Annotated in this window: 27 protein-coding genes; 4 read left to right on the top strand and 23 right to left on the bottom strand. The window is 32.5% G+C overall.

Annotation, left to right across the window (positions count from 1 at the left end):
• Positions 1–2: 2 nt before the first annotated feature.
• The 11 genes from QZZ53_RS01695 to kynU form a co-directional block, all read right to left on the bottom strand.
• Positions 3–224: a hypothetical protein gene (locus QZZ53_RS01695; RefSeq protein WP_296380785.1), complete on the bottom strand. Its 222-nt coding sequence runs from the start codon at positions 222–224 to the stop codon at positions 3–5.
• Positions 225–437: 213 nt separating this feature from the next.
• The gene (locus QZZ53_RS01690; RefSeq protein WP_296380783.1) at positions 438–1982 is read right to left on the bottom strand and encodes an oligopeptide:H+ symporter; all 1545 of its coding nucleotides are present in this window, start codon (positions 1980–1982) and stop codon (positions 438–440) included.
• Between the two features lie 109 nt (positions 1983–2091).
• On the bottom strand, positions 2092–3237 hold the full coding sequence (locus QZZ53_RS01685) for a hypothetical protein (protein WP_296380781.1): 1146 nt from the start codon (positions 3235–3237) through the stop codon (positions 2092–2094).
• A 2-nt stretch (positions 3238–3239) separates the two neighbouring features.
• On the bottom strand, positions 3240–4328 hold the full coding sequence (locus tag QZZ53_RS01680) for an amidohydrolase family protein (RefSeq protein WP_296380778.1): 1089 nt from the start codon (positions 4326–4328) through the stop codon (positions 3240–3242).
• 157 nt (positions 4329–4485) lie between these two features.
• On the bottom strand, positions 4486–5019 hold the full coding sequence (locus QZZ53_RS01675) for a 3-hydroxyanthranilate 3,4-dioxygenase (RefSeq protein WP_296380776.1): 534 nt from the start codon (positions 5017–5019) through the stop codon (positions 4486–4488).
• A 119-nt stretch (positions 5020–5138) separates the two neighbouring features.
• Positions 5139–5921 carry an SDR family oxidoreductase gene (locus QZZ53_RS01670; RefSeq protein ID WP_296380774.1) on the bottom strand — a complete coding sequence of 261 codons (783 nt, stop codon included), beginning with the start codon at positions 5919–5921 and terminating at the stop codon, positions 5139–5141.
• 35 nt (positions 5922–5956) lie between these two features.
• Positions 5957–6274: a GIY-YIG nuclease family protein gene (locus QZZ53_RS01665; protein ID WP_296380772.1), complete on the bottom strand. Its 318-nt coding sequence runs from the start codon at positions 6272–6274 to the stop codon at positions 5957–5959.
• 36 nt (positions 6275–6310) lie between these two features.
• Positions 6311–7750: an aldehyde dehydrogenase gene (locus QZZ53_RS01660; RefSeq protein ID WP_296380770.1), complete on the bottom strand. Its 1440-nt coding sequence runs from the start codon at positions 7748–7750 to the stop codon at positions 6311–6313.
• Between the two features lie 57 nt (positions 7751–7807).
• Positions 7808–8215 (bottom strand): RidA family protein, encoded by a 408-nt coding sequence (locus QZZ53_RS01655; protein ID WP_296380768.1) that lies wholly within the window; start codon positions 8213–8215, stop codon positions 7808–7810.
• A 6-nt stretch (positions 8216–8221) separates the two neighbouring features.
• The gene (locus QZZ53_RS01650; RefSeq protein ID WP_296380766.1) at positions 8222–9622 is read right to left on the bottom strand and encodes an NAD(P)/FAD-dependent oxidoreductase; all 1401 of its coding nucleotides are present in this window, start codon (positions 9620–9622) and stop codon (positions 8222–8224) included.
• Positions 9615–10886 (bottom strand): kynureninase, encoded by a 1272-nt coding sequence (gene kynU / locus QZZ53_RS01645; RefSeq protein WP_296380887.1) that lies wholly within the window; start codon positions 10884–10886, stop codon positions 9615–9617. Before kynU ends, QZZ53_RS01650 begins: the two co-directional genes overlap by 8 nt.
• A 115-nt stretch (positions 10887–11001) precedes the next feature.
• Here kynU and QZZ53_RS01640 point away from each other — a divergent pair, with 115 nt between their 5' ends.
• Positions 11002–11421 carry a (4Fe-4S)-binding protein gene (locus tag QZZ53_RS01640; protein ID WP_296380764.1) on the top strand — a complete coding sequence of 140 codons (420 nt, stop codon included), beginning with the start codon at positions 11002–11004 and terminating at the stop codon, positions 11419–11421.
• A 249-nt stretch (positions 11422–11670) separates the two neighbouring features.
• Here the strand turns inward: QZZ53_RS01640 and QZZ53_RS01635 are convergent, their stop codons facing one another.
• The gene (locus QZZ53_RS01635; protein ID WP_296380762.1) at positions 11671–12351 is read right to left on the bottom strand and encodes a hypothetical protein; all 681 of its coding nucleotides are present in this window, start codon (positions 12349–12351) and stop codon (positions 11671–11673) included.
• 41 nt (positions 12352–12392) lie between these two features.
• Here QZZ53_RS01635 and QZZ53_RS01630 point away from each other — a divergent pair, with 41 nt between their 5' ends.
• On the top strand, positions 12393–13193 hold the full coding sequence (locus QZZ53_RS01630; protein ID WP_296380759.1) for a class I SAM-dependent methyltransferase: 801 nt from the start codon (positions 12393–12395) through the stop codon (positions 13191–13193).
• A 126-nt stretch (positions 13194–13319) separates the two neighbouring features.
• On the opposite strand, the gene msrA is transcribed toward QZZ53_RS01630, so the two are convergent.
• The 3 genes from msrA to QZZ53_RS01615 form a co-directional block, all read right to left on the bottom strand.
• Positions 13320–13982 carry a peptide-methionine (S)-S-oxide reductase MsrA gene (msrA, locus tag QZZ53_RS01625; protein ID WP_296380757.1) on the bottom strand — a complete coding sequence of 221 codons (663 nt, stop codon included), beginning with the start codon at positions 13980–13982 and terminating at the stop codon, positions 13320–13322.
• Between the two features lie 172 nt (positions 13983–14154).
• The gene (locus tag QZZ53_RS01620; RefSeq protein WP_296380755.1) at positions 14155–14940 is read right to left on the bottom strand and encodes a C4-type zinc ribbon domain-containing protein; all 786 of its coding nucleotides are present in this window, start codon (positions 14938–14940) and stop codon (positions 14155–14157) included.
• A gap of 2 nt (positions 14941–14942) precedes the next feature.
• Positions 14943–16037, bottom strand: a complete 1095-nt coding sequence (locus tag QZZ53_RS01615) for a Nif3-like dinuclear metal center hexameric protein (RefSeq protein ID WP_296380754.1) — start codon at positions 16035–16037, stop codon at positions 14943–14945.
• Positions 16038–16168: 131 nt separating this feature from the next.
• On the opposite strand from QZZ53_RS01615, the gene lpxK reads away from it, so the two are divergent.
• Positions 16169–17176 carry a tetraacyldisaccharide 4'-kinase gene (gene lpxK, locus QZZ53_RS01610; RefSeq protein ID WP_296380752.1) on the top strand — a complete coding sequence of 336 codons (1008 nt, stop codon included), beginning with the start codon at positions 16169–16171 and terminating at the stop codon, positions 17174–17176.
• Here lpxK and QZZ53_RS01605 read toward each other — a convergent pair.
• Genes QZZ53_RS01605 through QZZ53_RS01575 form a run of 7 tightly spaced genes read right to left on the bottom strand, consistent with a single transcriptional unit; the run spans position 17160 to position 24472 of the window.
• Positions 17160–19400: an ATP-binding protein gene (locus QZZ53_RS01605; protein ID WP_296380750.1), complete on the bottom strand. Its 2241-nt coding sequence runs from the start codon at positions 19398–19400 to the stop codon at positions 17160–17162. The two genes, lpxK and QZZ53_RS01605, sit on opposite strands and share 17 nt — an antisense overlap.
• Positions 19401–19430: 30 nt before the next feature.
• Positions 19431–20447: a type I glyceraldehyde-3-phosphate dehydrogenase gene (gap, locus tag QZZ53_RS01600; protein ID WP_296380747.1), complete on the bottom strand. Its 1017-nt coding sequence runs from the start codon at positions 20445–20447 to the stop codon at positions 19431–19433.
• Positions 20447–21319 carry a lipoyl synthase gene (lipA, locus tag QZZ53_RS01595; RefSeq protein ID WP_296380745.1) on the bottom strand — a complete coding sequence of 291 codons (873 nt, stop codon included), beginning with the start codon at positions 21317–21319 and terminating at the stop codon, positions 20447–20449. The genes gap and lipA overlap by 1 nt, the downstream gene beginning before the upstream one ends.
• 50 nt (positions 21320–21369) lie before the next feature.
• Positions 21370–22614 (bottom strand): Nramp family divalent metal transporter, encoded by a 1245-nt coding sequence (locus QZZ53_RS01590; RefSeq protein ID WP_296380743.1) that lies wholly within the window; start codon positions 22612–22614, stop codon positions 21370–21372.
• On the bottom strand, positions 22614–23159 hold the full coding sequence (locus QZZ53_RS01585; protein WP_296380741.1) for a sigma-70 family RNA polymerase sigma factor: 546 nt from the start codon (positions 23157–23159) through the stop codon (positions 22614–22616). Before QZZ53_RS01585 ends, QZZ53_RS01590 begins: the two co-directional genes overlap by 1 nt.
• Positions 23150–24262 carry a glycosyltransferase gene (locus QZZ53_RS01580; protein WP_296380739.1) on the bottom strand — a complete coding sequence of 371 codons (1113 nt, stop codon included), beginning with the start codon at positions 24260–24262 and terminating at the stop codon, positions 23150–23152. Before QZZ53_RS01580 ends, QZZ53_RS01585 begins: the two co-directional genes overlap by 10 nt.
• A gap of 6 nt (positions 24263–24268) precedes the next feature.
• Positions 24269–24472 carry a membrane or secreted protein gene (locus QZZ53_RS01575; protein ID WP_296380737.1) on the bottom strand — a complete coding sequence of 68 codons (204 nt, stop codon included), beginning with the start codon at positions 24470–24472 and terminating at the stop codon, positions 24269–24271.
• Between the two features lie 135 nt (positions 24473–24607).
• Between QZZ53_RS01575 and aqpZ the strand changes: the two genes are divergently transcribed.
• Positions 24608–25294 (top strand): aquaporin Z, encoded by a 687-nt coding sequence (gene aqpZ, locus QZZ53_RS01570; RefSeq protein WP_296380734.1) that lies wholly within the window; start codon positions 24608–24610, stop codon positions 25292–25294.
• A gap of 69 nt (positions 25295–25363) precedes the next feature.
• Here aqpZ and QZZ53_RS01565 read toward each other — a convergent pair.
• On the bottom strand, positions 25364–26130 hold a 767-nt coding region (locus QZZ53_RS01565), incomplete at its 5' end, for an RNA polymerase subunit sigma-70 (RefSeq protein WP_296380732.1).

The following is a 26130-nucleotide window of genomic DNA, read 5'->3' as shown; positions in this document are numbered from 1 at the left end:
ATTTATTCAGCGGATTTCTCAACAGTATCAGTTGCTTCTTCCTCGGAAGGTTTGCCCATAAAGTAAAGTGCAGCACCAACGACGATAAGACCAATTTTTATTGCCCATGATACAGTTTCACCCCAATTATCAATCCAATCTAAAAACCTAATAGTAAGTCCAAAGTATGGTAATACTATTAATGCAATACCAATAACTGCCATGTAACCTCCAATTTTTCTCATAATTATAATAGTTGATTAGATTTTAAATATAGAAATAATAATTGAACCGGAAAGTACTAAGACTTAATTCCTGAGATTAGTTTTTATTTAGTAATCTCATAATCCTACCATAATTATTGTACAACCATACCTTCTGAAATAGCAAATTCTTTTACTAGTTTTAGATCTAAACACTAAAATGATAGACAATAAGACAATCTTTATAATGTATATTTAATGTATTCCAGACATCGCCTTTTTAATAATAGGAGAGACTAATATGGCTACTATACCAACACTAATACTAATTACACCAAAACTTGCGTATACCGAAAGATAAGAATACAATTGCTGATAATTTTCGGAATTTTGCATCGCTATTTCTGGTGTAATTCCAGTAATGAATTCTACAATATCACCAAAAACACCTTTTGTGAATACATTAGTTTCACTTTCAGTTACTGTTGTTAGTTTTGCAATTTTTCCAGCGAAAAAATGACCATAAAAATTTGCCGAAAACCAAACTCCCATAATAAAAGCAACATATTTAAGAGGCGATAATTCGGTCATTTTTGACAAACCAATTGGAGATAAAAATAACTCTCCAATAGTTAGTACTAAGTATCCTAAAACAAGATAAAGCATTGATGTTCTTGCAAACTCATCGATGCTATGTGCAGATAAAGCAAAGACAACAAACCCTAATCCTAAAAACACTAACCCTAATCCAAATTTAATAGCTGAGTTTGGGTTAATTTTTCTTTTGTTTAAATACGTCCAAAGCATTGAAAACGGAATGGCAAACAAAATAATAAAACCAGCATTTATACTATTTGTACCTGCTGCATCCATACCAACAAGATTAACGTTTCGATCTGCAAATAATGTTAATGAACTTCCTGCTTGTTCGAAAATTGCAGAAAACAAGGTGTACAGAATAGTAAAATAAACAGCAACAAGAAGCCGTTTTTTCTCTTTTGTAGTTACACTATTTATAATATATATGATATACACAATTAGAAATGCTGAAATCACCCAAACTAAATAATGTTCAAATTCATGAAATTTTATTATAAGCCCAAAAAGAGGTACAGCTAGAAAAGCAGATATGGTAATGAGTTTACCTCTATTTAATCCGAAGGTTATTTTATTATACTTGTCCTTATTTGGTATTAAACCTTTATCTCCAAAGACTTCTTTTTTTAAGCCATTATTAAAAACTAATAAGCCAGCAATCATACCAATTCCTGCTAGTACAAAACCATAATGCCAACCATAACTTTCTGCAAACCATGCGCAAGCCAAAGGTGCAATGGCTGCGCCTAAATTAATTCCTAAATAGAAAATAGTAAATCCAGAATCTCGTCTTGCATCACCTTGTTGATACAGATTTCCAACAAAAGAAGAGATGTTAGGTTTAAAAAAACCATTACCAACAATGATGAGTCCAAGAGAGCCATAAAAGAAAATAGGATGCTCAAAGGTTAAAAAGAAATGACCTAAAGCCATTAAAATACCACCAAGAAGAATGGCTTTTCTAAAGCCTAAAATTTTATCAGCAAGAATACCCCCAATCATTGGTGTTACATAAACTAAAGACATGTAAGCTGCATATACACCAAAAGCCATATCATCAGTAAATAATAATTGTTTGGTCATGTAAAGAACGAGGAGCGCTCTCATTCCGTAAAAAGAGAAACGTTCCCATAATTCTGCAAAAAATAAATAAATTAAACCTCTTGGGTGTCCAAGAACGTCGTTAGGTTTTGTGGTAGTCATCTGTTCAGTTTTTTGATTTGAGAGCAATGTATTTACAGTAGATCTCAATACTGAACCTTGTAACTAATTGTATTAAATTATAATGAATTGTGCTTAATTGTAATTGAGGTTATTCAGCTTTAAAAAGTGCGTTATAGTTTTTGTTTTCAGGGGTTTTTAAAAATTCCTCTAGTAATGTCGCATCTATAGTGATGTGATTGGGAACCATTCTTAATCGATAACGACTTTCACCAATAAAGGTAAATAAATCTCTTCGCTCTAATACTTGTGTTTGATCTAATTCTAAAATTGAATTTGTGTTATCTATAATTCTTGTAAGGTAGGTTTGGTTTTTAATTTCACCACCTAAACTAACTACTAAACTTTGTAAATCACCATCTCCATATTTACGTCTAATCGCAAACTTTAAGAGGTTTTTATATTGAGTGGTTTTAGAACCAAAATCAATAGTTTGATTCAAAATACCTTTAGTAGGAATACTGATTTTTACCAAACTCCAATCTAAAAAACTAATAGTCATTTCATTTAGCTTAGGCATATTTGCTAATCGAATAACCCAAGTTGTTGCTAACACCAAAAAGATAGATATTAATGAGGTTTTAGCAATAAGTTTAAAAAAATTGTTGCTAAAGTCATTTCCAAAACTTAGAAATACACTAGAAATTTGTGATATAACTATTAATAATACCACCATAATAGATATAATACCAACAATTTTTAAGCCTCTGTATAAAAATGTTCTGTAAAAGGAAATGCCTAATAGGTAACACAAAAAAGTAGTTAGTAACAAATCTGGAATACCACTTATTTTAATACCATGTATTGTGTTGTTTTCTTGAAGAAAGTAGGAAAGCAAAAAAGTTGTGAAAGATGTGATAATAATAACTCCTAAAATAAGTTTTACATTTTTCGTGTTATTATAAATAAACTTTGGAGCATAGTAAAAATAGAATAGCGCTAATAACAAGAACATATTATTTATAATAGAAAATAAATATATTCCAAACCGAAAACCTGTTGTGTTTTCAAAAGAAAATAGAATTCCAGTATAAGACCATAAGCCAGAAAGTACCCAAACAAACATGGCAAAACTTAGATGAAGTAAGCCTTTGTCTACGCGCTTTTGTGTGTCATCTTCTTCAAGAACTTGCTTAAAACGAAGCCTGATATTATACCATATTGCTAATAACAAAACGGCACCTACTAATGAAATAAATATATGTGAAAGAATGTAAAATTCTGAGACCTCAGTCATTGTTATTTGCCTAAGATTCTATTAACTAATTTGTCTTTAGAAACTTGATTATCACCACAGAGCCACTGTATTACATTATCTTCCCAAATAGCATCACGTTCAGTTTCTGATATAATATCTCGATCTATTGCTAGATCTAAAATTTTACCAGGATAAGAGGATTGTTTTTCGCTTTCCATTTCTCCTAAAGGGTAAGGGTCATCTAATCCCATAAGAACCTGTTTAGAGCCTTGGTTTTTAATTAATAGTTCTAGTCCACCTGTATCATGAACTAAAGTGTCAAAGAATATGTTTTTATGCCCTACAGCTTTTCTTGGGTGACTTTTACCGTCAAATAAATCTGGTCTGCCATCAAATCCTTGAATTCGTCTGCCTAAGTTAATCTGTGCTAATTGTCCACCATGAGCAAAGCAAGTTCGCATATTTGGGTATTTGTCTTGATATCCATTTAAGGTTAAAAAGTGGTAAGCATCAGCGCATTGCGCTAACATCCATATTAAATGAAAACGCCAAGATGTGTTTTCGAGTTTTATAAATTTTTCGCCATCGTAAGGATGAATTTCTACAGCAAGATTATACTTGTTAGCTAATTCAAAAATAGGTTCATTTTCTTCATCAAAAATACAACGCCAAGTACCAATGGTATCCATGTAGTGGGTTGGTAAGCATAAGAGCTGTAAGCCTAATTCTTCTACACAGCGCTCTATTTCCCAACAGGCACCACGAACAAAACCTGGATGTACAACAAAACCGCAAGTAAACTTACTTGGGTTTTCGTGTTGTACTTTGGCATTAAAGTCATTTTGAAAACGTAAAGCTTGTTTCATTTCTTCAACACGCAATCCGTTACCATAGAGTTGAGATAAGTTTAAAACGACAGCATGATCTATTTTGAAGTTTTCCATCCAGGCTAACTTTTCATCTAAGAAAAAACTTGAATCAGTAATAGGGCGGTTCCAATCTTTTTGAAGCATAAATTTACGGTCCTTATCAACCCAAAAAATCCCTTTGTCTTGCATGAATTGTGGAATTTCTTCAGGATAGGGAAGAAGATGTGAGTGACCGTTTATTCTTAGTTTACGTTTTGTCATACTATTTCCTGCGAAGGCAGGAATCTTATTAATTAGAGTTTCAACTATTATTGAACCCTAGAGGTTAATAATATCTGTTTTAATTTTTCTTTTTGGCAATTATTTATCACTAATTAGTGATTCATAGTTTAGAGATTCCTGCTTCTGCAGGAATAAATTAATCTACCTGAACCTTCTTTGGAGGCTGCATTACTTCACCACAATTTGGGCAACTGCGTTTGTTTTTATCACTATAATATGCATCAAATATTGCAGGCATATCTGTTTCAATATTGTCTAAAGTAAAATCTTCTTCATACAATTTGGTAGTACAATTTTCACAGAACCATAGTAATGCATCTTGTACACCTTTTTCTCTTGGATATTCTATAACCAAACCAACCGTGTTGGCTCCACGTTGAGGTGAATGCGGCACTTTTGGAGGTAATAAGAATATCTCTCCTTCTTTAATATGAATATCTTTTGGTGTGCCTTTATCAATAACTTTTAAGATAATATCACCTTCAACCTGATAGAAAAATTCGGGAGTTTCATTATAGTGGTAATCTTTTCTACTATTTGGTCCACCAACAACCATCACAATAAAGTCTCCATCTTTCCAGACGACTTTATTACCAACAGGTGGTTTTAATAAATGTCGGTTTTCTTCAATCCAAGCTTTAAAGTTTATAGGAGGATATAATTTGCTCATGATATTTGTTTTGTGTCATTGCGAAGCAAATTTTATTTGCTGTGGCAATCTGTTTCAATAGGAAGAGATTACCACGTCACTTCTTTCCTCGTAATGACTAATTCTATTCTTGTATAAAGTTACAAAGATTTTGTGCGTCCACCATCAACAGGAAGGTTAATTCCGTTAATATAACCAGCACGTTCACTCGCTAAAAATGTGATAGCATCTGCTAGCTCTTCTGGTTTTGCAAAACGTTTGGCAGGAACGGCATTTTTCATTGTATTGGCAGCCTCTTTTTCTGTGTTACCAGATTTTGCAGACTTGTTTTTAATAATTTCGGTTAGTCGATCCGTACCTGTTGCACCAGGAAGAACGTTATTTACTGTAATACCAAACTGACCTAATTCATTAGCTAAAGTTTTACTCCAACTAGCAACTGCTCCTCTTATCGTATTACTAACACCTAATCCATCTAAGGGCTGTTTTACAGAAGTTGAAATGACATTAATTATTCGACCATAACCTTCCTTTTTCATAAAAGGAGCCAAAGTTTGAACCAGCACATGATTGCATTTTAAATGTTGGGTAAAAGCAATTTCAAATTCTTCTATTTTTGCCGAAAAAACAGGTCCACCTGCTGGACCACCAGTATTATTTACTAATACATGAAAGCCATGATGTTTTGAAATATAATCAGAAACTTTCGTTTTTAACTCTGCTGGATTTGAAAAATCAGCAACGATATAATCATGATTTCTTTGTTGAGGTAATTCCGAAAGTACTGCTTTTAGCTTGTCTTCATTTCTTGCAATTAAAGTGATAATTGCGCCTTCTTCGGCTAAGGCTAAGGCTGTTGCTTTACCAATTCCTGCAGTACTACCGCAAACTAATGCGTATTTGTTGTTTAGTTCTAAGTTCATAATTTTATGTCTGATCGAGCGCAGTCGAGACCTACTTAATTTTTAGGATTATAATTTGAATGTGTTGCGTTTCTGCATTCAGATAAAATTTGCAACATATCATATTCTCCATTGGCTAAAGCGTATTTCTTTTTTGCACTCCAATTTTTTATTTTCTTTTCAAAGAATATTGCCTGCTCAATATCGTTAAATTCTTGTTGAAAAATTAATTTTAATGGTCTTCTTTTAAAAGTATAACAATTTTTATTCAGTCCTTTTTGATGCTCTTCAAATCTTCTTGAAATATTATTTGTTACACCTGTATAAGTTAGATTGTCTGAACACTGCAATATATAAACAAAATATATTTTCATTAGCGACCTCTCGACTGCGCTCGAGGTGACATTTAGTTAGTACTTTATGCAAACATTCTTAGCTTCTGTAAAAAAGCGTAAGGCTTCAAAACCACCTTCACGACCAACACCAGACGCTTTTACACCTCCAAAAGGGGTTCTTAAATCTCGCATCATCCATGTGTTTACCCAAACAATACCAGCTTGTAGTTGGTTGCTCATGCGCATGGTACGTTTTAAATTATTAGTCCATAGTGTAGCTGATAAGCCATATTTGACTTTGTTTGCCATTTGGAGAACGTCATCTTCAGAATTAAAAGGCATAATGGTAACAACTGGCCCAAAAATTTCTTCTTGGTTGACTCTACATTCATCATTTGGTACTTCAATAACTGTCGGCTCAAGGTAATAACCGTTTTCAAAATCTTTTACAGTAACTTCATTTCCACCACATAAAACGATTCCATTTTCTTCTTTAGCAATATTGATGTATTCTTTTACTTTTTCTAAATGTGGTTTAGAAACTAACGCGCCAATATTAGTATCAGCTTCAGAAGGATGACCCACTTTTAATGCTTTTACTTTTGCAACAAAATCGGTTTTAAATTTTTCGTAAATAGAAGCTTCCACAAAAATGCGACTTCCACATAAGCATATTTGACCTTGATTAGCAAAAGATGAGCGTACTGTTGTATTCAACATATCGTCATAATCGCAATCTGCAAAAATGATATTAGGATTTTTACCACCTAATTCTAATGATAGTTTTTTAAACATTGGAGCAGCGACTTTAGCAATATGTGCTCCAGTGGCAGTACCTCCAGTAAAAGAAATAGCTTTAATATCTGGATGTTCTATAATGGCTTGTCCTGTCGATCCTCCAAGTCCATGAACTATATTTAAAACACCTTTTGGTAAACCTGCTTCGTTACAAATTTCACCTAATAAATAAGCCGTCATTGGCGTAACTTCACTTGGTTTAGCTACAATGCAATTTCCTGTAGCGAGTGCTGGTGCAATTTTCCATGTAAATAAATAGAGTGGAAGGTTCCATGGGGAAATACATCCTACAACACCAATAGGTTGACGCAATGTATAGTTTATGGCATTTTGACCAATTGACTCATGACTTTCACTTGCAAATTGTGTAATGGCATTACCAAAGAATCTAAAATTACTTGCTGCTCTTGGTATGTCAACTGTTTTAGCTAAACTAACTGGCTTGCCATTATCTTTACTTTCCGCTTCGGCAAAACGTTGTAAGTTTGCCTCTAATAATTCTGAAATTTTAATAAGAATACGACTGCGTTCTTCTATCGTGGTTTGTGACCACTGCTTAAAAGCAGCTTTGGCAGCTTTGTATGCTTTTTCTACATCGTTTTTTGATGAGTTGGGTATTTGTCCATAAACTTCACCATTAGATGGGTTATAGTTGTCTATCCAATTGTTTTGAATAGAGTTAATGAATTCGCCGTTTATGTAGTTTTGTATGTTCATTTATTTACAGATAAATTCCCCAAGACGTAACTGATATTAATCTTGAGCCTTGGTTTTCTAACCCTTTTTCTTATAGGCCATTACCTTAATCTCTATAACCAAATCTGGATGTGGTAATTGGTGTACTGCAACTGTTGTTCTGGTTGGTCCTGTTGCTTTATCAAAGAATTCTGCATAAGCTTTATTGTAGTCAGCAAAATCATTCATGTTTACCAGAAAGGATGTTACATCAACCACATCTTTTAAAGATGCTCCAACTTTGGCTAAATTATGGTCTATGTTTTTTAAGACTTCTTGGGTTTGAGAATAAGCGTTTAATTTTTTAGTTCCCATTTCGTCAATGATATCAACACCAGCAATGGTATTATCTGGTCGTCGCGAACTTGTGCCTGAGACAAAAATAAAATCGCCAACTTGGTTAACGTGTGGGTATGCTCCTCTAGGTGTTACTATGTCTTTACTCATATGTTTTTAATGTAATCCAGCAATTTTATCGTCTTCTAAAATTGCTTCAGTTTCAGTTTTTACTTTATCTAAAATAATTTTAATATCATCTGATGTCGAAATATCTCGATCGGCTAACATATTTAAAATGGCTTTGTCTTGCGCTCGTCCTCTTAGCATAGCTTCTCTGTAGCCAATATGCTCATTAAAGGTAACTAAACTATATTTTGATGAATACTCATTCGGGAATTCTCTCTCTAAAGCCATTTCAATTTTACGCTTTTCTTGAAATATTTCTTGACCTACATGGTCTTTCATTTCATGAAAATTATCAATTGCTAAATCGGCAATAGCATCTGTATCTTTCTTTCTTGTTTTTTCATATTCAGTAAAAATGGTTTCCCAATTACCTTCATGTTCGTCTAGAACCTTATCAAATTCTACAACGTCTTCAAATGAGGCATTCATACCTTGTCCATAAAATGGTACAATCGCGTGTGCTGAATCACCCATTAACAGTGTATTACCTTTATAATGCCACGGTGAACATTTAACAGTACCTAATGCTGCTGTTGGATTTTCAAAAAAGTCATCAACAAGATTTGGCATTAATTCTAATGCATCAGGGAATTCTTTCTGAAAGAATTCAGTAACAATTTCCGGTGTTGTTAAATTACCAAAGTGATATTCTCCTTCATTATGATGTAAGAACAAGGTTACGGTGAAGCTGCCATCTAAATTGGGTAATGCAATAAGCATAAAATCACCTCTAGGCCAAATATGAAGTGCATTTATGTATGTTTTATAGCCACCAGATTCAGTTGGGAGAATACTTAATTCTTTATAACCATGTGTTAAATAGTCTTGTGAGAAACTGAATAAGAATTTTTTACCCAAGTAGTAACTTTTTCGTAATGCAGAACCTGCTCCATCTGTTGCGATGATGCAATCTGCATCTTCTACAAATTCATCTTTTGTGTTATAATCTTTGAATAATGCTGTGGTGTTTTCAAAATCAACAGATTTGCATTTTTTATTGAAATGTATGGTTACATTATCATGTTTTTCAGCTTCGGTTAATAATAATCCATTGAGTTCTCCTCTAGAAATGGAGTTGATGTATTCGTGATCTCTTCCGCTATAATTTGATAAATAAGTATTGCCTTCTTTATCATGAAGCATGCGACCATTCATAGGAATACAAAGTGCTTTGACTTTATCTTCCATACCAACTAACTTCATGGCTTTAATACCACGATCTGAAAATGCTAAGTTAATAGAACGGCCAGCAGAAATATCTGTTTTACGTAAATCTGAACGCATTTCGTAAACTGTTACGTTGTAGCCGCGTTGTCCTAATCTTAATGCTAATAGACTTCCGCTAAGTCCGGCACCAATAATTAATATGTTTTGTTGTTTTTTACTCATTTAAAATAGCTTTCATTTTTTCAACCATTATATAAACATCCTCAAACGAATTGTATAAAGGTACTGGTGCACATCTAATTACATCTGGTTCTCTCCAATCGCTTATAACTCCTGCTTCTGTTAATTTATCATGTAAAGTTTTATCTGCGTTTAATACTTGTATGGATAATTGACAACCACGTTCATCTGGATTTTCTGGTGTAATGATTCTTATAACATCTTCACCTAATTCTTTTAATAGAAACTCAAAATAGCCCGTTAACTTTTTAGATTTTTCTATAAGTTTAGTTAGACCAACTTCATTAAACATATCTAAAGACGCTTTAATTGCAGCCATGGATAAAATAGGTGGATTACTTAATTGCCAACCTTCAGCTCCTGGTAAAACATCAAATTCGTGACGCATATTAAAACGTGTTTGTTTATTGTGGCTCCACCATCCTGTAAATCGATTCAATTTTTTGTCATGAGCATGTCTTTCATGAACAAAGCAACCAGACAAACTTCCTGGCCCTGAGTTTAAATATTTATAAGTACACCAAACTGCGAAATCGGCTCCGGAATTGTGTAGATCTAAATCTACATTTCCAGCTCCATGTGCACAATCAAAACCAACCATACAACCATGTTTATGTCCTAATTCTGTAATACGTTTAAAATCGAAAAATTGCCCAGTGTAGTAATTAACGCCTCCAATCATTACTAAAGCAACTTCGTTACCATGAGTTGCTAATAGATCTTCTAAATCTTCATAACGTAATAATTCTTCTCCATCTCTAGGTGTCCAAAGAATTAGACCTTCTTTATCATCATAACCATGATGTCGCAGTTGAGATTCCACGGCATATTTATCTGAAGGAAAGGCATCACTTTCTATAATAATTTTATGACGTTCTTTTGTGGGTTTATAGAAAGAAGCCATCATAAAATGAAGATTCGCAGTTAAGGAATTCATGGTAACAACTTCTATAGGCTTTGCTCCAACTAGTTTTGCTGTAGCTTCTGTTAAAAACTCATGATAAGGCAACCAAGGGTTTTTGGCATCTGTATGACCTTCAACTCCTAGATTTGCCCAATCCTCAAGTTCTTGGTTTATATAAGCTTTAGTAGATTTAGGTTGTAATCCTAATGAGTTACCACAAAGGTAAATCAGTTCGTTACCTTCTTTATCTTTTGGAATATGAAAGTGTTGTCTGTAACTTGATAATTCGTCTAATGCGTCTTGCTGTTTAGCGAAATTAAGACCAGGTTTATAGTTGGACAATGTGAATTGATTTTCGGTTTGTAACAAAAATAAGGATTTAAAGCGAAGGATTAAAGGTGTATTTTCAATATGAATTTAGGTGAGAATCTACTATCTTTAAAGAAAGAATTATACTATGGGAAAGACAAAAGAATATAGTAACGGAGAAGTTACTGTGGTTTGGGAAGCTGAGAAATGTATACATTCGGCAATTTGCGTAAAGGGTTTGCCAAATGTTTTTCATCCCAAAGATAGACCTTGGATTAAAATTGATGAAGCAAAAACAGACGATTTAGTGAATACCGTTAAAAAATGTCCTAGTGGAGCACTAAGTTTTTATATGATTGATGAAGAAGACAAATCAGCAGAATCATTAGAAACAAAAGTTGAGGTTTTAGAAAATGGACCTTTATTAGTTTATGGTACTTTAAAAGTGACTCACAAAGATGGTACTGAAGATACAAAGAACAGAACGACAGCCTTTTGCCGTTGTGGAGCTTCACAAAACAAACCTTATTGTGATGGAGCTCATGTAAAAGAAGATTTTAGAGGATAATATTGAAAATGATTATGAGATACCGCTTTTCAGCGGCATTAATTTAACTTGACATTTTACATGGAGCCTATGGCTTTTGTGAAATGAGTTTCATTAAAAAATAAAGCACTTTAACTCGTAAGATAAAGTGCTTTGGATATATATAGACGCACAAGGCGGAAAATGTAAGCTATACGTTCTAAGTCGAAACTATGACGCGAAACTTACATTATAGATTACAAAAGTAATGCCAAAATTTTAATTTTTGTATTACTTCATAGTAATACTTACATCAGTAAAATTTAAATTCCAATTGCCTCCTTCTTGTTTGTGGTCTGTTGCGATTTTAATGCCGTTATAATCTTTATAGTTTTCAAATGTCGTAGTTAAAGAGGGTTCTTTTGAATTTCCTTTTCTAAATACCCATTCTTTAATTAAATAGTCGTCATCATAGAAGATATCATAAGCATCACCTGGAGTATAGCCTCCTTCATTAGTATACGTTATAGTAATCATATCTAATTGTCTCCTACTGATTGGTGATTCAGATTTTTTAGGCTCTGAAATGCTTGCTGAAGTATCCCAAACCAATTGAAAAGGAACTAATAACCAGTATTTATCATTGATAAACCCTCTGTCAGCACCAATGTGTATGCTGTCTATTTTAGTTCTATTGTAATTAACTGTTGTTTCATCAACCGTCATAGTGACATTGTTTTCTTTTGGTTTCCAAGTCCAAGATCTTCCTGTTCCTTTTATGGAATCTCTATCTACTTTAAAGGTGAATTTTACTTCAGATACGTTTTTCCAGTTTTCAAAACCATGTGCATTGGCAATTTTATTAGCAATTGTAAGCTCTTTTACTTCTTCTGTTACTTGTGTTTCTGACTTATCAGATTTACATGTGGAAACCAGAAATAAACAAATCAAACCTAGGTATAATGACTTCATATTAAAAAGTTGTTATAAATTACATGCAAAATTAACTAACGATGAAAGAGAACGCTAACTATTTTGAAGTAAATAAAGAGACTTGGAACAAAAAGGTAGGTATACATGCAGAAAGTGAGATGTATAAAATGGACGCTTTTAAATCTGGGGAGACCTCTTTAATGCCATATGAATTGAAAGCTTTAGGTGATGTAAAAGGAAAGTCATTATTGCATTTACAATGTCATTTTGGACAAGACACCTTAAGTTGGAGTAGAATGGGAGCAAAAGCTGTTGGTGTAGATTTGAGTGATGAAGGAGTGAAATTAGCGAAACAGTTAAATGATGAATTACAACTCGATGCTGAGTTTGTATGTTGTAATGTTTTGGATACATCTAAGCATGTTTCTAAAACTTTTGATATTGTTTTTACCAGTTACGGAGTTATTGGTTGGTTGCCAGATTTAAAACCATGGGCAAAAATGATTTCTGAACGTTTAAAGGTTGGTGGAACATTTTACATCGTAGAGTTTCATCCTATTATTTGGATGTTTGATTATGTAGAAGGTGTATCAAAGATGAAATATCATTATAATAGAAAAGAGACTATTTATGATGAGTATGAAGGTACTTATGCAAATAGCGCCTCAAAGATGATAAGTAAAGAATATGGTTGGAATCATGGCTTAAGCGAAATTGTGAATTCACTTATTGAAGCTGGTTTACAGATTGAATACTTAAATGAATATGATGAAAGCCCTTATGATGTGTTTCCGGATTTGATAAAGTCAGATAATGGGATGTATAAGCTGAAAGATCAGTTGTTTCCTATGTTGTTTGAGATAAAAGCAACTAAAAAATAAGTATGTAATTATATTGTCACATTGAGCGTAGTTGAAATGTCTAGATTTTTCGACTTGCTTTGCAAGGTGCTTTTCGATAAAATATATTTTATCTCAAACAATGCTCGAAATGACAGATGTAATAGTTTAATGTTTTTCTGTCTCTTTTAATAATTCAGGAAACTTAGCTTTAAATTTATTCAATCTCGGAATAGATACATTTTTTATATAACCTTGATTAGGATGCAATCGCTCATAATTTTGATGATAATCTTCACCAACCCAAAACTTTTGAAATGGATAAACTTCAGCAGCTACTGTTTTATCTAATTCTTTTGCTAAAGCTGTTTTTTTATCTTCTATGATTTTCTTTTGTGTGTCATCTTGATAGAATATTATAGATCGATATTGAGAACCTCTATCTGGTCCTTGTCCATTAACTTGAGTTGGGTTCTGAGAACCAAAGTAGACATCGACTAGAGTAGAAAAGCTAACCACTTTTGGGTCGTAAATAATTTCTACGGCTTCTGCATGCCCTGTTTTACCTGTGTTACTAGCTTCGTAAGTTGGATTGTCTGTGTAACCACCAGAATAACCACTAATAGATTCTTCAACCCCTTTAATACTTTCAAAGACTGCTTCAACACACCAAAAACAACCACTTGCAAAATAGGCTCTTGCTTTACCATCGTTTAATGACACAACAACAGGTTCTGCATCGATAACAGCTTGTTGTTTCTCATTGACTTGAGCTTGATTTTGACAGCTAAAAAATAAACTTATGCTAAATATGTAAAGTAATTTCTTCATTCTATTCTGAATTTATTTCAGGATTTCATTTGATGAAATACTGAGTTTGTAATTTTCTTTTTCTAGTAGACGTATAAAAATACAATTCCTTATATTTAATTGTTTTAAAGTTTTATTAAATAAAAAAAGCCTCTGCAATTGCAGAGGCTTTGATATATTATGTTATGAATTCTTACTTGCTAAGTTTAGCAAATAATTTTTTCATTTTTATTTTTTCTTCTTCAGCTAATTCAGCATCTACTAAGATACGTCCACTGTGCTCGTCAGTTATTACTTTCTTACGAGAAGCTATTTCTACTTGTACTTGTGGCGGAATTGTAAAGAAAGATCCACCAGAAGCTCCACGCTCAATAGCTACAACAGCCATACCATTTTTAACGTTGTTTCTAATTCGGTGATATGCTTTAACTAAACGCTCATCAATTTTCTTCTGAAAATCAAGAGATTTGTTGTTAAGTGCCTCTTCTTCTTTTTCAGTTTCCTTTAAAATTTCGTTAAGCTCACCTTTTTTGTGCTTTAAATGCGCATTACGATCTTTAAGTTTATCTTTAGTTTCAGAAATCACTACTTTTTTCTGATCGATTTGAACTTTATGTTCTTTAATATGCTTTTCAGCCAATTGAATTTCTAATTCTTGGAATTCAATTTCTTTTGTCAATGAGTTGTATTCTCTGTTATTTCTAACATTCTTTTGTTGCTCACTGTATTTTTTGATTAAAGCTTTTGCTTCTTCGATTAAATTCTTTTTTCCTTTAATCTCATCATCAATAATAGCAAGGCTATCATTTAGCTTTTCCATTCTTAAGTTAAGTCCTTCAACTTCGTCTTCTAAATCTCTAACTTCTAAAGGAAGCTCACCTCTGACATTTCTTATTTCGTCTACTCTAGAGTCAATTAATTGTAAATCATATAGTGCTCTTAATCGCTCTTCAACAGAAACTTCAGCTTTTTTTGCCATAATTATAAATACTTTATCGGATTTGTATTTGTCTTTGATAAAATGATTGCAAAATTAGTAATTTTTTTCGAGAGATAGTCTACTAAAAACGATTTTGTGAACTGTTCACTTTCATAATGCCCTATATCAGCTAAAACAATGTCTTTTTCTGCACTGAGAAAATCGTGATATTTTAAGTCAGCTGTCACTAAAAGGTCAGCATTTGCGGCTTTTGCAGCGTTAATAGCAAAACTGCCAGAGCCACCTAAAACTGCAATACTTTTTATGGGTTTATTTAATAAATTTGAATGTCTTACGCATTCAGTATTCATTTTATGTTTAATAAAATTAAGACAGTCCTGTTCATTCATTGGTTCTTCTAGCTCTCCAAGCATACCCATACCAATATGTTGATTCGTGTTTTCAAGCGTGGTAATTTCATAAGCAATTTCTTCGTAAGGATGAGCGTTAAAAAGTGTTTTTAAAACTTTAGATTCTATGTGCTTTTTGAACGTAACAGATATTGCTGTTTCATTTTCAGTATGCAATTGACCTTTTTGTCCAATGACAGGGTTAGAATCTTCATTTCCTAAATACGTACCTTCTCCATCAACATTAAAACTGCAAGATTCATAATTACCAATACTGCCAGCACCTGCATTGAAAAGTGCTTGCCTAAGTTCCTCTGCGTTTATTTTCGGAACATAAGTTTTCAATTTTTTAATAGTTCCCGACTGAGGAATTAAGATTTTTTTGTTTTTTAAACCTAATTGATCACAAATGATAGAATTGACACCTTCAATAGCATTATCTAATGCTGTATGTATAGAGAATATTGCAATGTTATTTTGAATAGCTTTAATGACAACACGTTCTACATAAGTTTTACCTGTTAATTTTTTAAGCCCTTTGAATATAATAGGATGGAAGCTTACGATAAGATTGCAATTATTTTCAATAGCTTCATCTATGACAGCTTCAAGTGTGTCTAGTGTTACTAAAATCCCAGAAACGGATTGATTTTTATTTCCGACCAAGAGTCCGACATTATCAAAATCTTCAGCGTAAGCCAATGGAGCTAAGTCGTGTAAATGGTTTATAACATCTTGAACAATCATAAAGTATCTATTTGTATCAAAAATAGTATATTTTCACCTGTAATTCTTTATTTTGCTTAAACGGTAAGATGTAATTTGCTAATAATGTATATATCTAATCTTTAATATTTAGTTTTGCTCATTTCGTACTAATGAAATTCATTCGAATCATATTATCCCCAATTATGCCAATTTATTATTTGGTGACATGGTTACGTAATTACTTATATAACTTAGGTGTTAAATCTTCAAAATCGTATGATTTACCTGTGATTTGTGTTGGTAATCTTAGTACAGGTGGTACAGGCAAAACACCAATGATTGAGTATTTAATTAGATTATTGAAAGATGAAAAATCTCTTGCCACATTAAGTAGAGGTTACAAAAGAAGAACTGAAGGTTTTGTATTAGCAGATAAAAATGCTTCTGCGGATTCTATTGGAGATGAACCTTATCAGTTTTTTAGAAAATTTGAAGGGATTCAAGTTGCGGTAGATACTAATCGACAAAACGGGATAGAACAACTCATTACATCGGATAATAAGCCTGAAGTTATTTTATTAGATGATGCCTATCAGCATCGGAAAGTAAAAGCTGGTTTTAATATTCTGCTAACAGCTTACAATAATCTGTATTATAAAGATATGGTTTTGCCAACAGGGAATTTGCGAGAACCACGTTCTGGTGCTAAAAGGGCAGATGTTATTTTGGTTACTAAATGTCCAAAAACGATTTCGGATGCTGAGAAAAATGAAATAGCCGGAAAGCTAAAATTAAAATCACATCAAAATGCTTTTTTTAGTCATATTGATTATGCAGAAGAGGTAATATCTTATAAGACTAAGTTAGTATTAGATACATTGCCAAAATTTACATTGGTTACAGGTATTGCTAATGCAAAACCATTAGTTGATTTTTTAGCCAGTAAAGGATTGAAGTTTGATCATTTAGAATATAATGATCATTATAATTTTAAAGCTTCAGACATAGAAACCTTAGCTTCTAAATCCTTAATAATTACGACAGAAAAAGATTATGTTCGTTTATCTGTAAATGAAAGATTAAAGAATATATTGTTTTACCTACCTATTCAAATTAAGATAAATCAACCAGAAGCTTTTAATACTCTAGTTACATCTTTTATTAGCCAAAAAAACTAGAAACTATTTTTTCTCCCGAAAGTGCTTGGTATAATTTCTTTTCGAAATCCTCTTGCTTAAAAGGTTTTGAGATGATGTCATCAAAGCCAGCCTCATCAAACTCATGCATCTTATCTTCTAATGTAACAGCTGTAAGAGCGAAAATAGTTAATTCTTTATCAAACGTTCTAATGATTTTAGTGGCTTCTAATCCGCTAATGCCTGGCATGTGTATGTCCATTAATACAATATTGTATTCTGTGTTTTTTACTTGCTCTACAGCAGCTTCACCATTATCAACAACATCACAATAAAGATCCATCTTATTAAGAATCTTTTTAGTAATCATTTGATTGATTTTGTTGTCTTCTACAACTAAAATTTTAATTTCACTTAGATCCAAATCTTCCATCTTATTAGATTTTTTAACTTCTACTACTTTAGGTTTTTCTACTTTATCAGTATATTCTAAAGGCAATTCAAAGAAGAACGTTGTGCCTTTGCCAAGCTCACTCTTCAAGTAAATTTTACCTTTAAGAATCTGAATTAGTCCTTTTACAATAGATAAACCTAGACCAGTACCACCATACTTTCTGTTAATTTGTACAGAGCCTTGAGAGAAACTCTCAAACATGTGATCTTGTTTTTCTTTTGTAATACCAATACCATTATCTTCAATTTCGAAGCGAAGCGTATAAGTTTTGTCTTTTTGATCGACTTTGTACGCTCTCACCCAGATGTCTCCATCTTTTGTGAATTTAATAGCATTTCCAAGTAGGTTAATTAAGATTTGGGAAATCTTTAATTGGTCACCAATAAATGATTCTGGTAAACCGTTTTCATAATCGAAATGTAATTGGGTGTCATTGTCATTAGCTGAATTGCTAAGCGCAGAGATTACATTTTCGAGTTTGTTTTTAAGGTTGAATTGTTCTGGGTCTAGTTCAACTTTATTAGCTTCAATTTTGTTAATTTGAAGTATATCGTTAATAAAGGTCAATAGGTAATCTCCTGAGAATTTTAATGATTTTAAATGTGGTACTTGATGTTCTTTTGGACCTTCATCTAAAAGCATATTAGTAAGACCAGTAACCGCATATAAAGGAGTACGCAACTCGTGCGTAACTGTTGATAAGAAATTAGCTTTAGTTTTAGATGCTAATTCTGCTTTTTCTTTGGCCACAATAAGTTCATCATTTTTCTTATGAAGCATATTGTTGGTCTTTAACCTTATATTATTGTTTTTATATAGCGATAAAGTTAAGAGTGATAAAATAGTAATTAAAGCAATACTTAATATGGTTGTAATTCTTGTAAAATTACTTTCTGCACTTACTTCTTCAATTTGCGCTAGCAACTGTGCATTCTCAGCATCCTTATAATTATTAATATACTGACCTGTAATACCTGGAGCTAAATTTTCACGTTTTACGTTTAAGATTGAGTCAGATAATTTTATGTGCTTTTTTACATAGTCATACGAGTTTTTGTAATCCCCTTGTTTTTCATGAATATCACTCAAGGTTAAATATGCTTCATTGATATTTTCAGTAATATGATAAGATTGAGCTATCAAAAGACCTTCTTCTGCTTGAGATAAGGCTAATTTATCATTATTTAAGGCACTAGAAACTTTACCAGTTTGTATTAAAGCACTACTCAGACGACGTCTTTGTTCGTGTTTCTTTGCTACAATAGTGGTTTTTTCGAGTTGTGATTTAGCTTCTTCATAACGTTCTAAAGCAATATATACTTTAGCTTCATTTAAAGTGACTTCTGAAATATATTCCTCAAGGTTTTCTTGTTCAAATAAATTCTTAGCTGAATTGAAATACTCTAATGCACTTTCATATTCCTCTTTTGTACTATGAATTACACCTTTAATGTTATAGGTAATTGCTAGGTTGGCAAAATCATCATTTTCACGTTGAAGCTGTATAGCTTTATTAAGCGAAACATTAGCTTGTTCTTGTTCATTCACAAGAAATTGAACCTTTGCGATTTTTGTATGAATCTTACCTTGGCTAGACTTATTATCAATTTTCTCTGCGATTACTAATGCTTTGTCCAAGTTGTCTTTAGCATTATAGTAATCACCACGATCATTCTCTAGTTTGGCTTGATCAATGTGGTTTTGAAGCCTTAATGCAAGCATGTCTGTATCTTCAACGCCATCTTGTTGCGCAAAAATCAGACTACAAAAACATGCTAAAAAAACAAATATGTAATATTTGATCTGGGACATTTCAGCTCACTTTAATTTGAACAAATATAATTATTTATTCGACAAAAGTGCTTTTTTATCCGATAAATTGCAAATTAAATCTAAAATCCTGGAGCTGTATCCTGTCTCATTATCGTACCAGCCCACTATTTTTACCATATTTCCAATCACTGATGTCATTTGAGAATCGAAAATGCAAGAATGCGGATTCCCAACAATATCAATCGATACAATTGGGTCTTCTGTGTATTCTAAAATGTTTTTTAAGTTTGAAGATGCTGCCTTTTTAAAAATTGAATTCACTTCTTTTATAGATGTTGGTTTTTCAACATTAATGGTTATATCGGTTAATGAGCCATTTGCCACAGGAACTCTAATACCACAACCTCCAATTACATTTGATAAATCTGGAAAAATCTTTGTCAACGCCTTTGCTGCTCCAGTTGTGGTTGGTACTATCGATTGTCCAGCAGCTCTAGCTCTTCTTAAATCTCTGTGCGGCTGATCGTGTAAACTTTGATCTGTTGTATAAGAATGTATTGTTGTGATATAAGCTTGCTTAACTCCAAAATTTTCCTTGATTAAAGCAATCATTGGAGCTGCATTGTTAGTAGTGCAAGATGCGTTTGATAAAATAGTCTCTGAGCCATCTAAAAGATGATCATTAACGCCTAAAACAATGGTTTTTATATCATCTTCTAATGAAGGAACTGATAAAATTACTCGCCTGGCACCATTATCTATATGAAGTTGAAGTTCAGCTTTAGTCTTAAACTTTCCTGTGGACTCAATTACAAAATCTGGTTGAACAGAAGACCAATCTAATGCTTTGGGATGTGATTGATTATATAAAGGAATTAAATTATCATTGATAATGATGTGATTGTCATCATAAGAAATAACCTCATTTAAAACACCATGAATACTATCGTATTTTAATAAATGACTAAGAGTTTTGGTGTCTGCCAAATCATTAATAGCTACAACCTGTATTTGTGGATGTAGAAGTGCTAATCTAAACACACGACGACCAATTCTACCAAAACCGTTTATGGCAATAGTAATCATTAGTTAATGTGTTTTTGAGCTTTGTAAGAAGATCTTACCAAAGCACTACTTTCTACATGTCTAAATCCTAAGTCTAAACCAATGGCTTTGTATTCATCAAACTGATCAGGATTGATAAATTGCTGAACAGGTAAGTGTTTTTTGCTAGGCTGAAGATATTGACCAATAGTAACAACGTCTACATCATTGTCTTTTAAATCATGTAATGTTTCAATAACTTCTTCTCGTTTTTCACCTAATCCAAGCATAATACCAGATTTAGTTCTACGTTGTCCTTGTTGTTTTAAGTATTTTAAAACTCCCATACTACGATCGTACTTAGCTTGTATTCTTACATCTCGAGTTAGACGTCTCACGGTTTCTATGTTATGAGACACTACTTCTGGTACTACATCTATGATGCGATCTATATGTTTTTCTAAACCTTGAAAATCTGGGATAAGAGTTTCAAGGGTAGTTTCAGGATTCATTCGTCTCACTGCTTTTACAGTTTCTGACCACATAATACTTCCCATATCTTTAAGGTCATCTCTATCAACACTTGTTAAAACAGCATGTTTAATTTGCATGAGTTTAATGGAACGTGCTACTTTTTCTGGTTCATCCCAATCTACAGTTTCTGGTCGTCCTGTTTTTACACCACAGAATCCACAAGAACGTGTGCAAACATTACCTAGAATCATGAAAGTTGCTGTGCCTTCTCCCCAACATTCACCCATATTTGGGCAACTTCCAGAGGTGCATATGGTATTTAATTTGTATTTATCAACAAGACTTCTAAGTTCAGTGTATTTTTTACCAGTAGGTAATTTTACGCGAAGCCATTTGGGCTTGCGTTCTGGTAAAATATTTGAAGCAACTTTGGTATCCATGCATTTTCAATTTCAGAAAGCAAAGATACAAAGTAAATAATTAAAAGAGCTTATAGTAATGTGAGATACCAGACGCTAAAACCAATTAAAAAGATAATACCAAGCCATGATAAAATATGGAATTTCAAAGTTGGTCTCCATTCTTTTGGAGTATGCTTGCTAGAAATTAACTTGTAATTAATTATAGCATAAAAAGGTGCAGTTATAAATGAAAGAATTGTTGCAATTTTAATAAGTTTCCCCATTTCTGAGGCGTAAGCGAAATATATAATTAAGGTTCCGAAAGTGAGTATTAAAATCCAAAGTAAATAGCCTTTTTTGAACCTCTTTTTGGTTAATAACTCTAAACTTTTAGACATTGCTCTAGGAGACGCATCTAAGGTAGTTATGGTTGTGCTAAACATTGTTGTAAAAGCAGCAATGCCAATAATTATGTAAGCCCAATTCCCTAAACTTTTGGTGTATAAGTCTATTAATTGATTAGAGAACACTGCAGCTTTGTTACTAAAAGTTTCATCAGTATTGTACATTACAAAATAGCCAAGAGATACAAACGCTATGCCTAAAATGATGGCTCCAGCATAACCAATATTAAAATCGAAGAGTGCGGCTTTTGGAGTAAATGTGCCTTCATCCTTTTTCTTTTCTATTGCCCAAATAGAATGCCATACAGAAATATCTAGAGGTGCTGGCATCCAGCCCATAAATGCAATTAAAAAAGCTATTTCAGTTGTGTTTTCTGGTAAAATTTGTATAAATGACATTGGTTTATTAAATTCTGTAAAAGCGAAACAAACAGCAACAAGTGTACTTATTGTAAGAGTAATAATGATAACTTTAATAAGCTTGTCTAGCGTACTGTATTTACCAAGGAATAGAATTATAAGACAAATAAATAATATAATAACCGTCCAGATTTCTACGCTAGAAATACTGGTAAATCCGAAATTTAGAAAACTAATATCTCCGAAAAGAGAATTTGCTAAACCAGCACTAACAATGGTTACTGCAGTTTGGATAGTAAACATCGTTCCTAGACTTAAAATAAAATAAGCAGCCAAAACTCCTTTGCCTAATTTATGATATCCCTCTAATAAACTTTCTCCTGTCGCTGATGCATATCGTGGTCCAAACTGAAAAAAAGGGTACTTAAATAAGTTAACGAGTAATAATGCCCAAAGTAACCCAAAACCAAAATCAGCACCTGCTCTTGTGGACTGTACCAAGTGAGATACTCCGATTGCTGCACCTGCAAATAATAAACCTGGTCCTAATTTTTTTAATGTTGAAAGCATTATGTTTTAGTAATAATTGCTGCAAGTAATTTTTTAGCTCGTAGTAATTTTACCTTCACATTATTGATAGGTTCTTTTAATTCCTCTGATATTTCTTTATAACTCAGTTCTTGAAAAAATCTCAAATTAATTACCTCTTGATAATGCGGCTTTAATTTTTTGATATCGCGTAGTAGTTTTGCTAGATTCTGCTCTGTAATAATTTTATCTTCAGGTGTTGGTGAGTCATCAACAATATCGAAATAGTGGTTGTCATTGTCTTTAGATGTATTTCTGATTGACTTTTTTTGCTTTCTTATTAAATCAATGTGAATGTTTTTTGAAATAGTAATAAGCCAAGTTTTAAACTTATAGTTTTCATTATAGGTTTTAATTTTATCAAAAGCTTTAGAAAAAGTCTGAATGGTGATATCCTCAGCATCATTTTCGTTATTGGTTCGCTTTAATTGAAACCCATACACATCATTCCAAAACGTATCTAGAAGAAAATTGAATGCAATCTGATCATTCTCTTTAGCTTTATTAATAGCGTCTTTTACTTCCAATGTTTGGGTTTAGATATAAGATTTGCAATAAAGATACTTAATTGTGTAAGAATTAAAAATAATTCAAGAATTGGTGCAAAAAAAGCCAGATCTACTTCATTAAGCTTTTTTGCCGTAAATCCAAAGCATAGTAATTGTATGATAAACCGCAATGTAGCCAATGCTATCAACCATTCCCAAGAATAGCCTAATGTAAATAATAGAATGCCTAGAATCCAAAATAAAAGTTGAGATGTATAGAATAAGCCTAATAAGAATTTGTGTAAAGGTTTGTAAAACTTTGCCGTACTAATATGTCGTCGTTTTTGTAAAATCCAATCTTTAAAAGATGTTTTCGGTTCAGAAATAGTGAAACTTTCTTCGGTAAAACAAGCTGCTGTGTTTTTATTGTCAGCAACTTCATTTATAAATAAATCATCATCACCAGATCTTAAATTCATATGACTATTAAAACCAGAATTATTAAAAAACAACTCTTTTCGATAAGCCATATTCCTCCCAACTCCCATATAAGGTAACCCTAAATTCGCATAAGAAAAATACTGTAATGCGGTCATAACAGTTTCAAAACGAATGAGTTTGTTTAAAAACGAAAAACCTTTTTTTGCATAAGCACCATAACCTAGAACTATAGATTTCTCATTTGAAAAATTACTACTCACATGTGCTAACCATTTATTAGAATTCGGTACACAGTCTGCATCAGTAAATACTAAAAAGTCGTATTTTGAAGCTTTTATGCCTAACGTAAGAGCATATTTTTTATTTCCCCAAAAAGTTTCAATAGTTTTTACATCTACCAATTTTATATTAGTATGTATTTCGGCAAGACCCTTCATAACATCTAATGTCTCATCAGAAGAACTATCGTTGACTAAAACGACTTCAAAAGTTGGGTAATCTTGTTCTAAAATTAAAACAATGTTAGTTTTTAAGTTTTCAGCTTCATTTTTAGCGCAAATGATAACAGAGATAGGAATATTCTTTTTCAATCGTGTTTCTGCACGTTTTACAGCAAAAGAAAATAGAAAACTAAGATAATAGGCAACTTGTATACTAACAACTGCAATAAATGCATAAAATAGTATTGATAAAAGCGTCATTAAGACTTAAGAATGTTGAGGTTCGTTACAATCCTTATATTCATCTGGTGTCTTTCCGCAAAAACCACAAGCTTCACCTTCTTTATTAATCATTGGGTTCTGACTAGCACATGTTCCTGCAAATTTACCATCTTTTTTTGCCCAGATTTTTATGGCGATTCCTGCAACACCTAGACCTAATAATGCAAAGGTAATTAATAGTAATTTCATTATAATGCTTAAATTTAACGCAAAGATAATGCTTTTACTTTTATTTTACAGCCCTTCTTCATTGTGACTTAATGTATTAATATTGTGTCGTATATCTATATAAACATTTATTACTAACTAATTAATTTATCGATTATGAAAAAATTATTTGCTGAGTTTTTCGGAACATTTTGGCTAGTTTTTGGAGGTTGTGGTAGTGCAATATTTGCTGCTGGATTTCCGGAATTAGGAATTGGATTTGTAGGAGTAGCATTAGCTTTTGGTCTTACAGTATTAACTATGGCTTATGCTGTTGGGCATATTTCTGGAGGTCATTTTAATCCTGCTGTATCTATCGGACTTTGGGCTGGTGGAAAATTTGAAGCTAAAGACTTAATAGGCTATATCATAGCACAAGTTGTTGGAGCAATTGTTGCAGCTGCTGCACTTTATCTTATAGTTTCTGGTAAAGCAGGATTTGAATCTGTAGGTGGATTTGCTTCAAATGGTTATGACGCTTTATCACCAGATGGTTACAGCATGATGTCTGTATTAGTGGCTGAGGTTATCTTAACGGCATTTTTCTTAATAGTTATATTAGGTAGTACCAATGTTAGAGCACCTAAAGGGTTTGCTCCAATAGCTATTGGTTTAGCATTAACGTTAATTCATTTAATCAGTATTCCTATTTCAAACACATCTGTAAATCCTGCGAGATCTTTAAGTCAGGCTTTATTTGCTGATGGAGCCTATTTATCTCAAGTTTGGTTATTTTGGGTGGCTCCAATTGTTGGCGCTATTATTGGTGGTATTATCCACAAAACATTATTCGAAAAAGAATAAGTTTTAAAACTAAAGACAAAAAAAGAGGCACATTAATATGTGCCTCTTTTTAGTTTATAATAGAATTGCTTATTTATCTTTTAAAGATATTTCAGCAACTTCTGTGTCATTTTCATTGGTTTCGTCACCTTTTGTACCGATTTTAATACTAAGTGCTAAAGCATCTTCCATGTAAGGAATTTGTTTCAGCTTACGATTAGATTCATCTAAAATACCTAGGTTAACCATTCTGTCTTGTAATTCAGCCCAGATTTGGTAATGCTGCTCTTTTGGTAATTGAGGTAACGTAATCACATCAATCATTGATGTTTTTTCAACAGGATTGATGTATGCTACTGTTTTTAAATTCTTAGCACGCTCATTACCATTAATAACATACTTTCTAGCATCTGGATTATTAAGCTTCATCAATTCTCTAGATAATTCATCTAGTTTAGAATTGTTTTTGTCAATGTCGCTTCTTAAGTCAAATATTTCTTCAATAACAACATTGTTTTCATCATTTAAATTCAAATTCTTTTGATAAAGCATAAATGATGTAGCAGCAAATAATACAGCAGCAGCACTAGCAGCAATACTATACCAAGGTGTTTTTCTTTTTTGTACAAGTTGAATCACTTTAGTACCATTAGATTCATCTAATGATTCTAAAACACCTGTCAGAACTTGGTTAGGTACATCAACAGCACCTGCCTTTGCTATAATCTCTAAATTATCTTGAAGGTTCTCGTAAGCAGAAGCCGCTTCAGGATAGTTAGAAAGAAAATATTCTACCTCTTTAGATTCTTCAAAAGAAGTTTCACCTACCAAATATTTATTTAGTAAGTTAGAATTTA

This window comes from Winogradskyella sp., from assembly GCF_016744625.1.
GTDB lineage: Bacteria > Bacteroidota > Bacteroidia > Flavobacteriales > Flavobacteriaceae > Winogradskyella.
The sequence above is the reverse complement of the archived record's forward strand: the minus strand, read 5'-3'. Positions and strand labels throughout refer to the sequence as shown.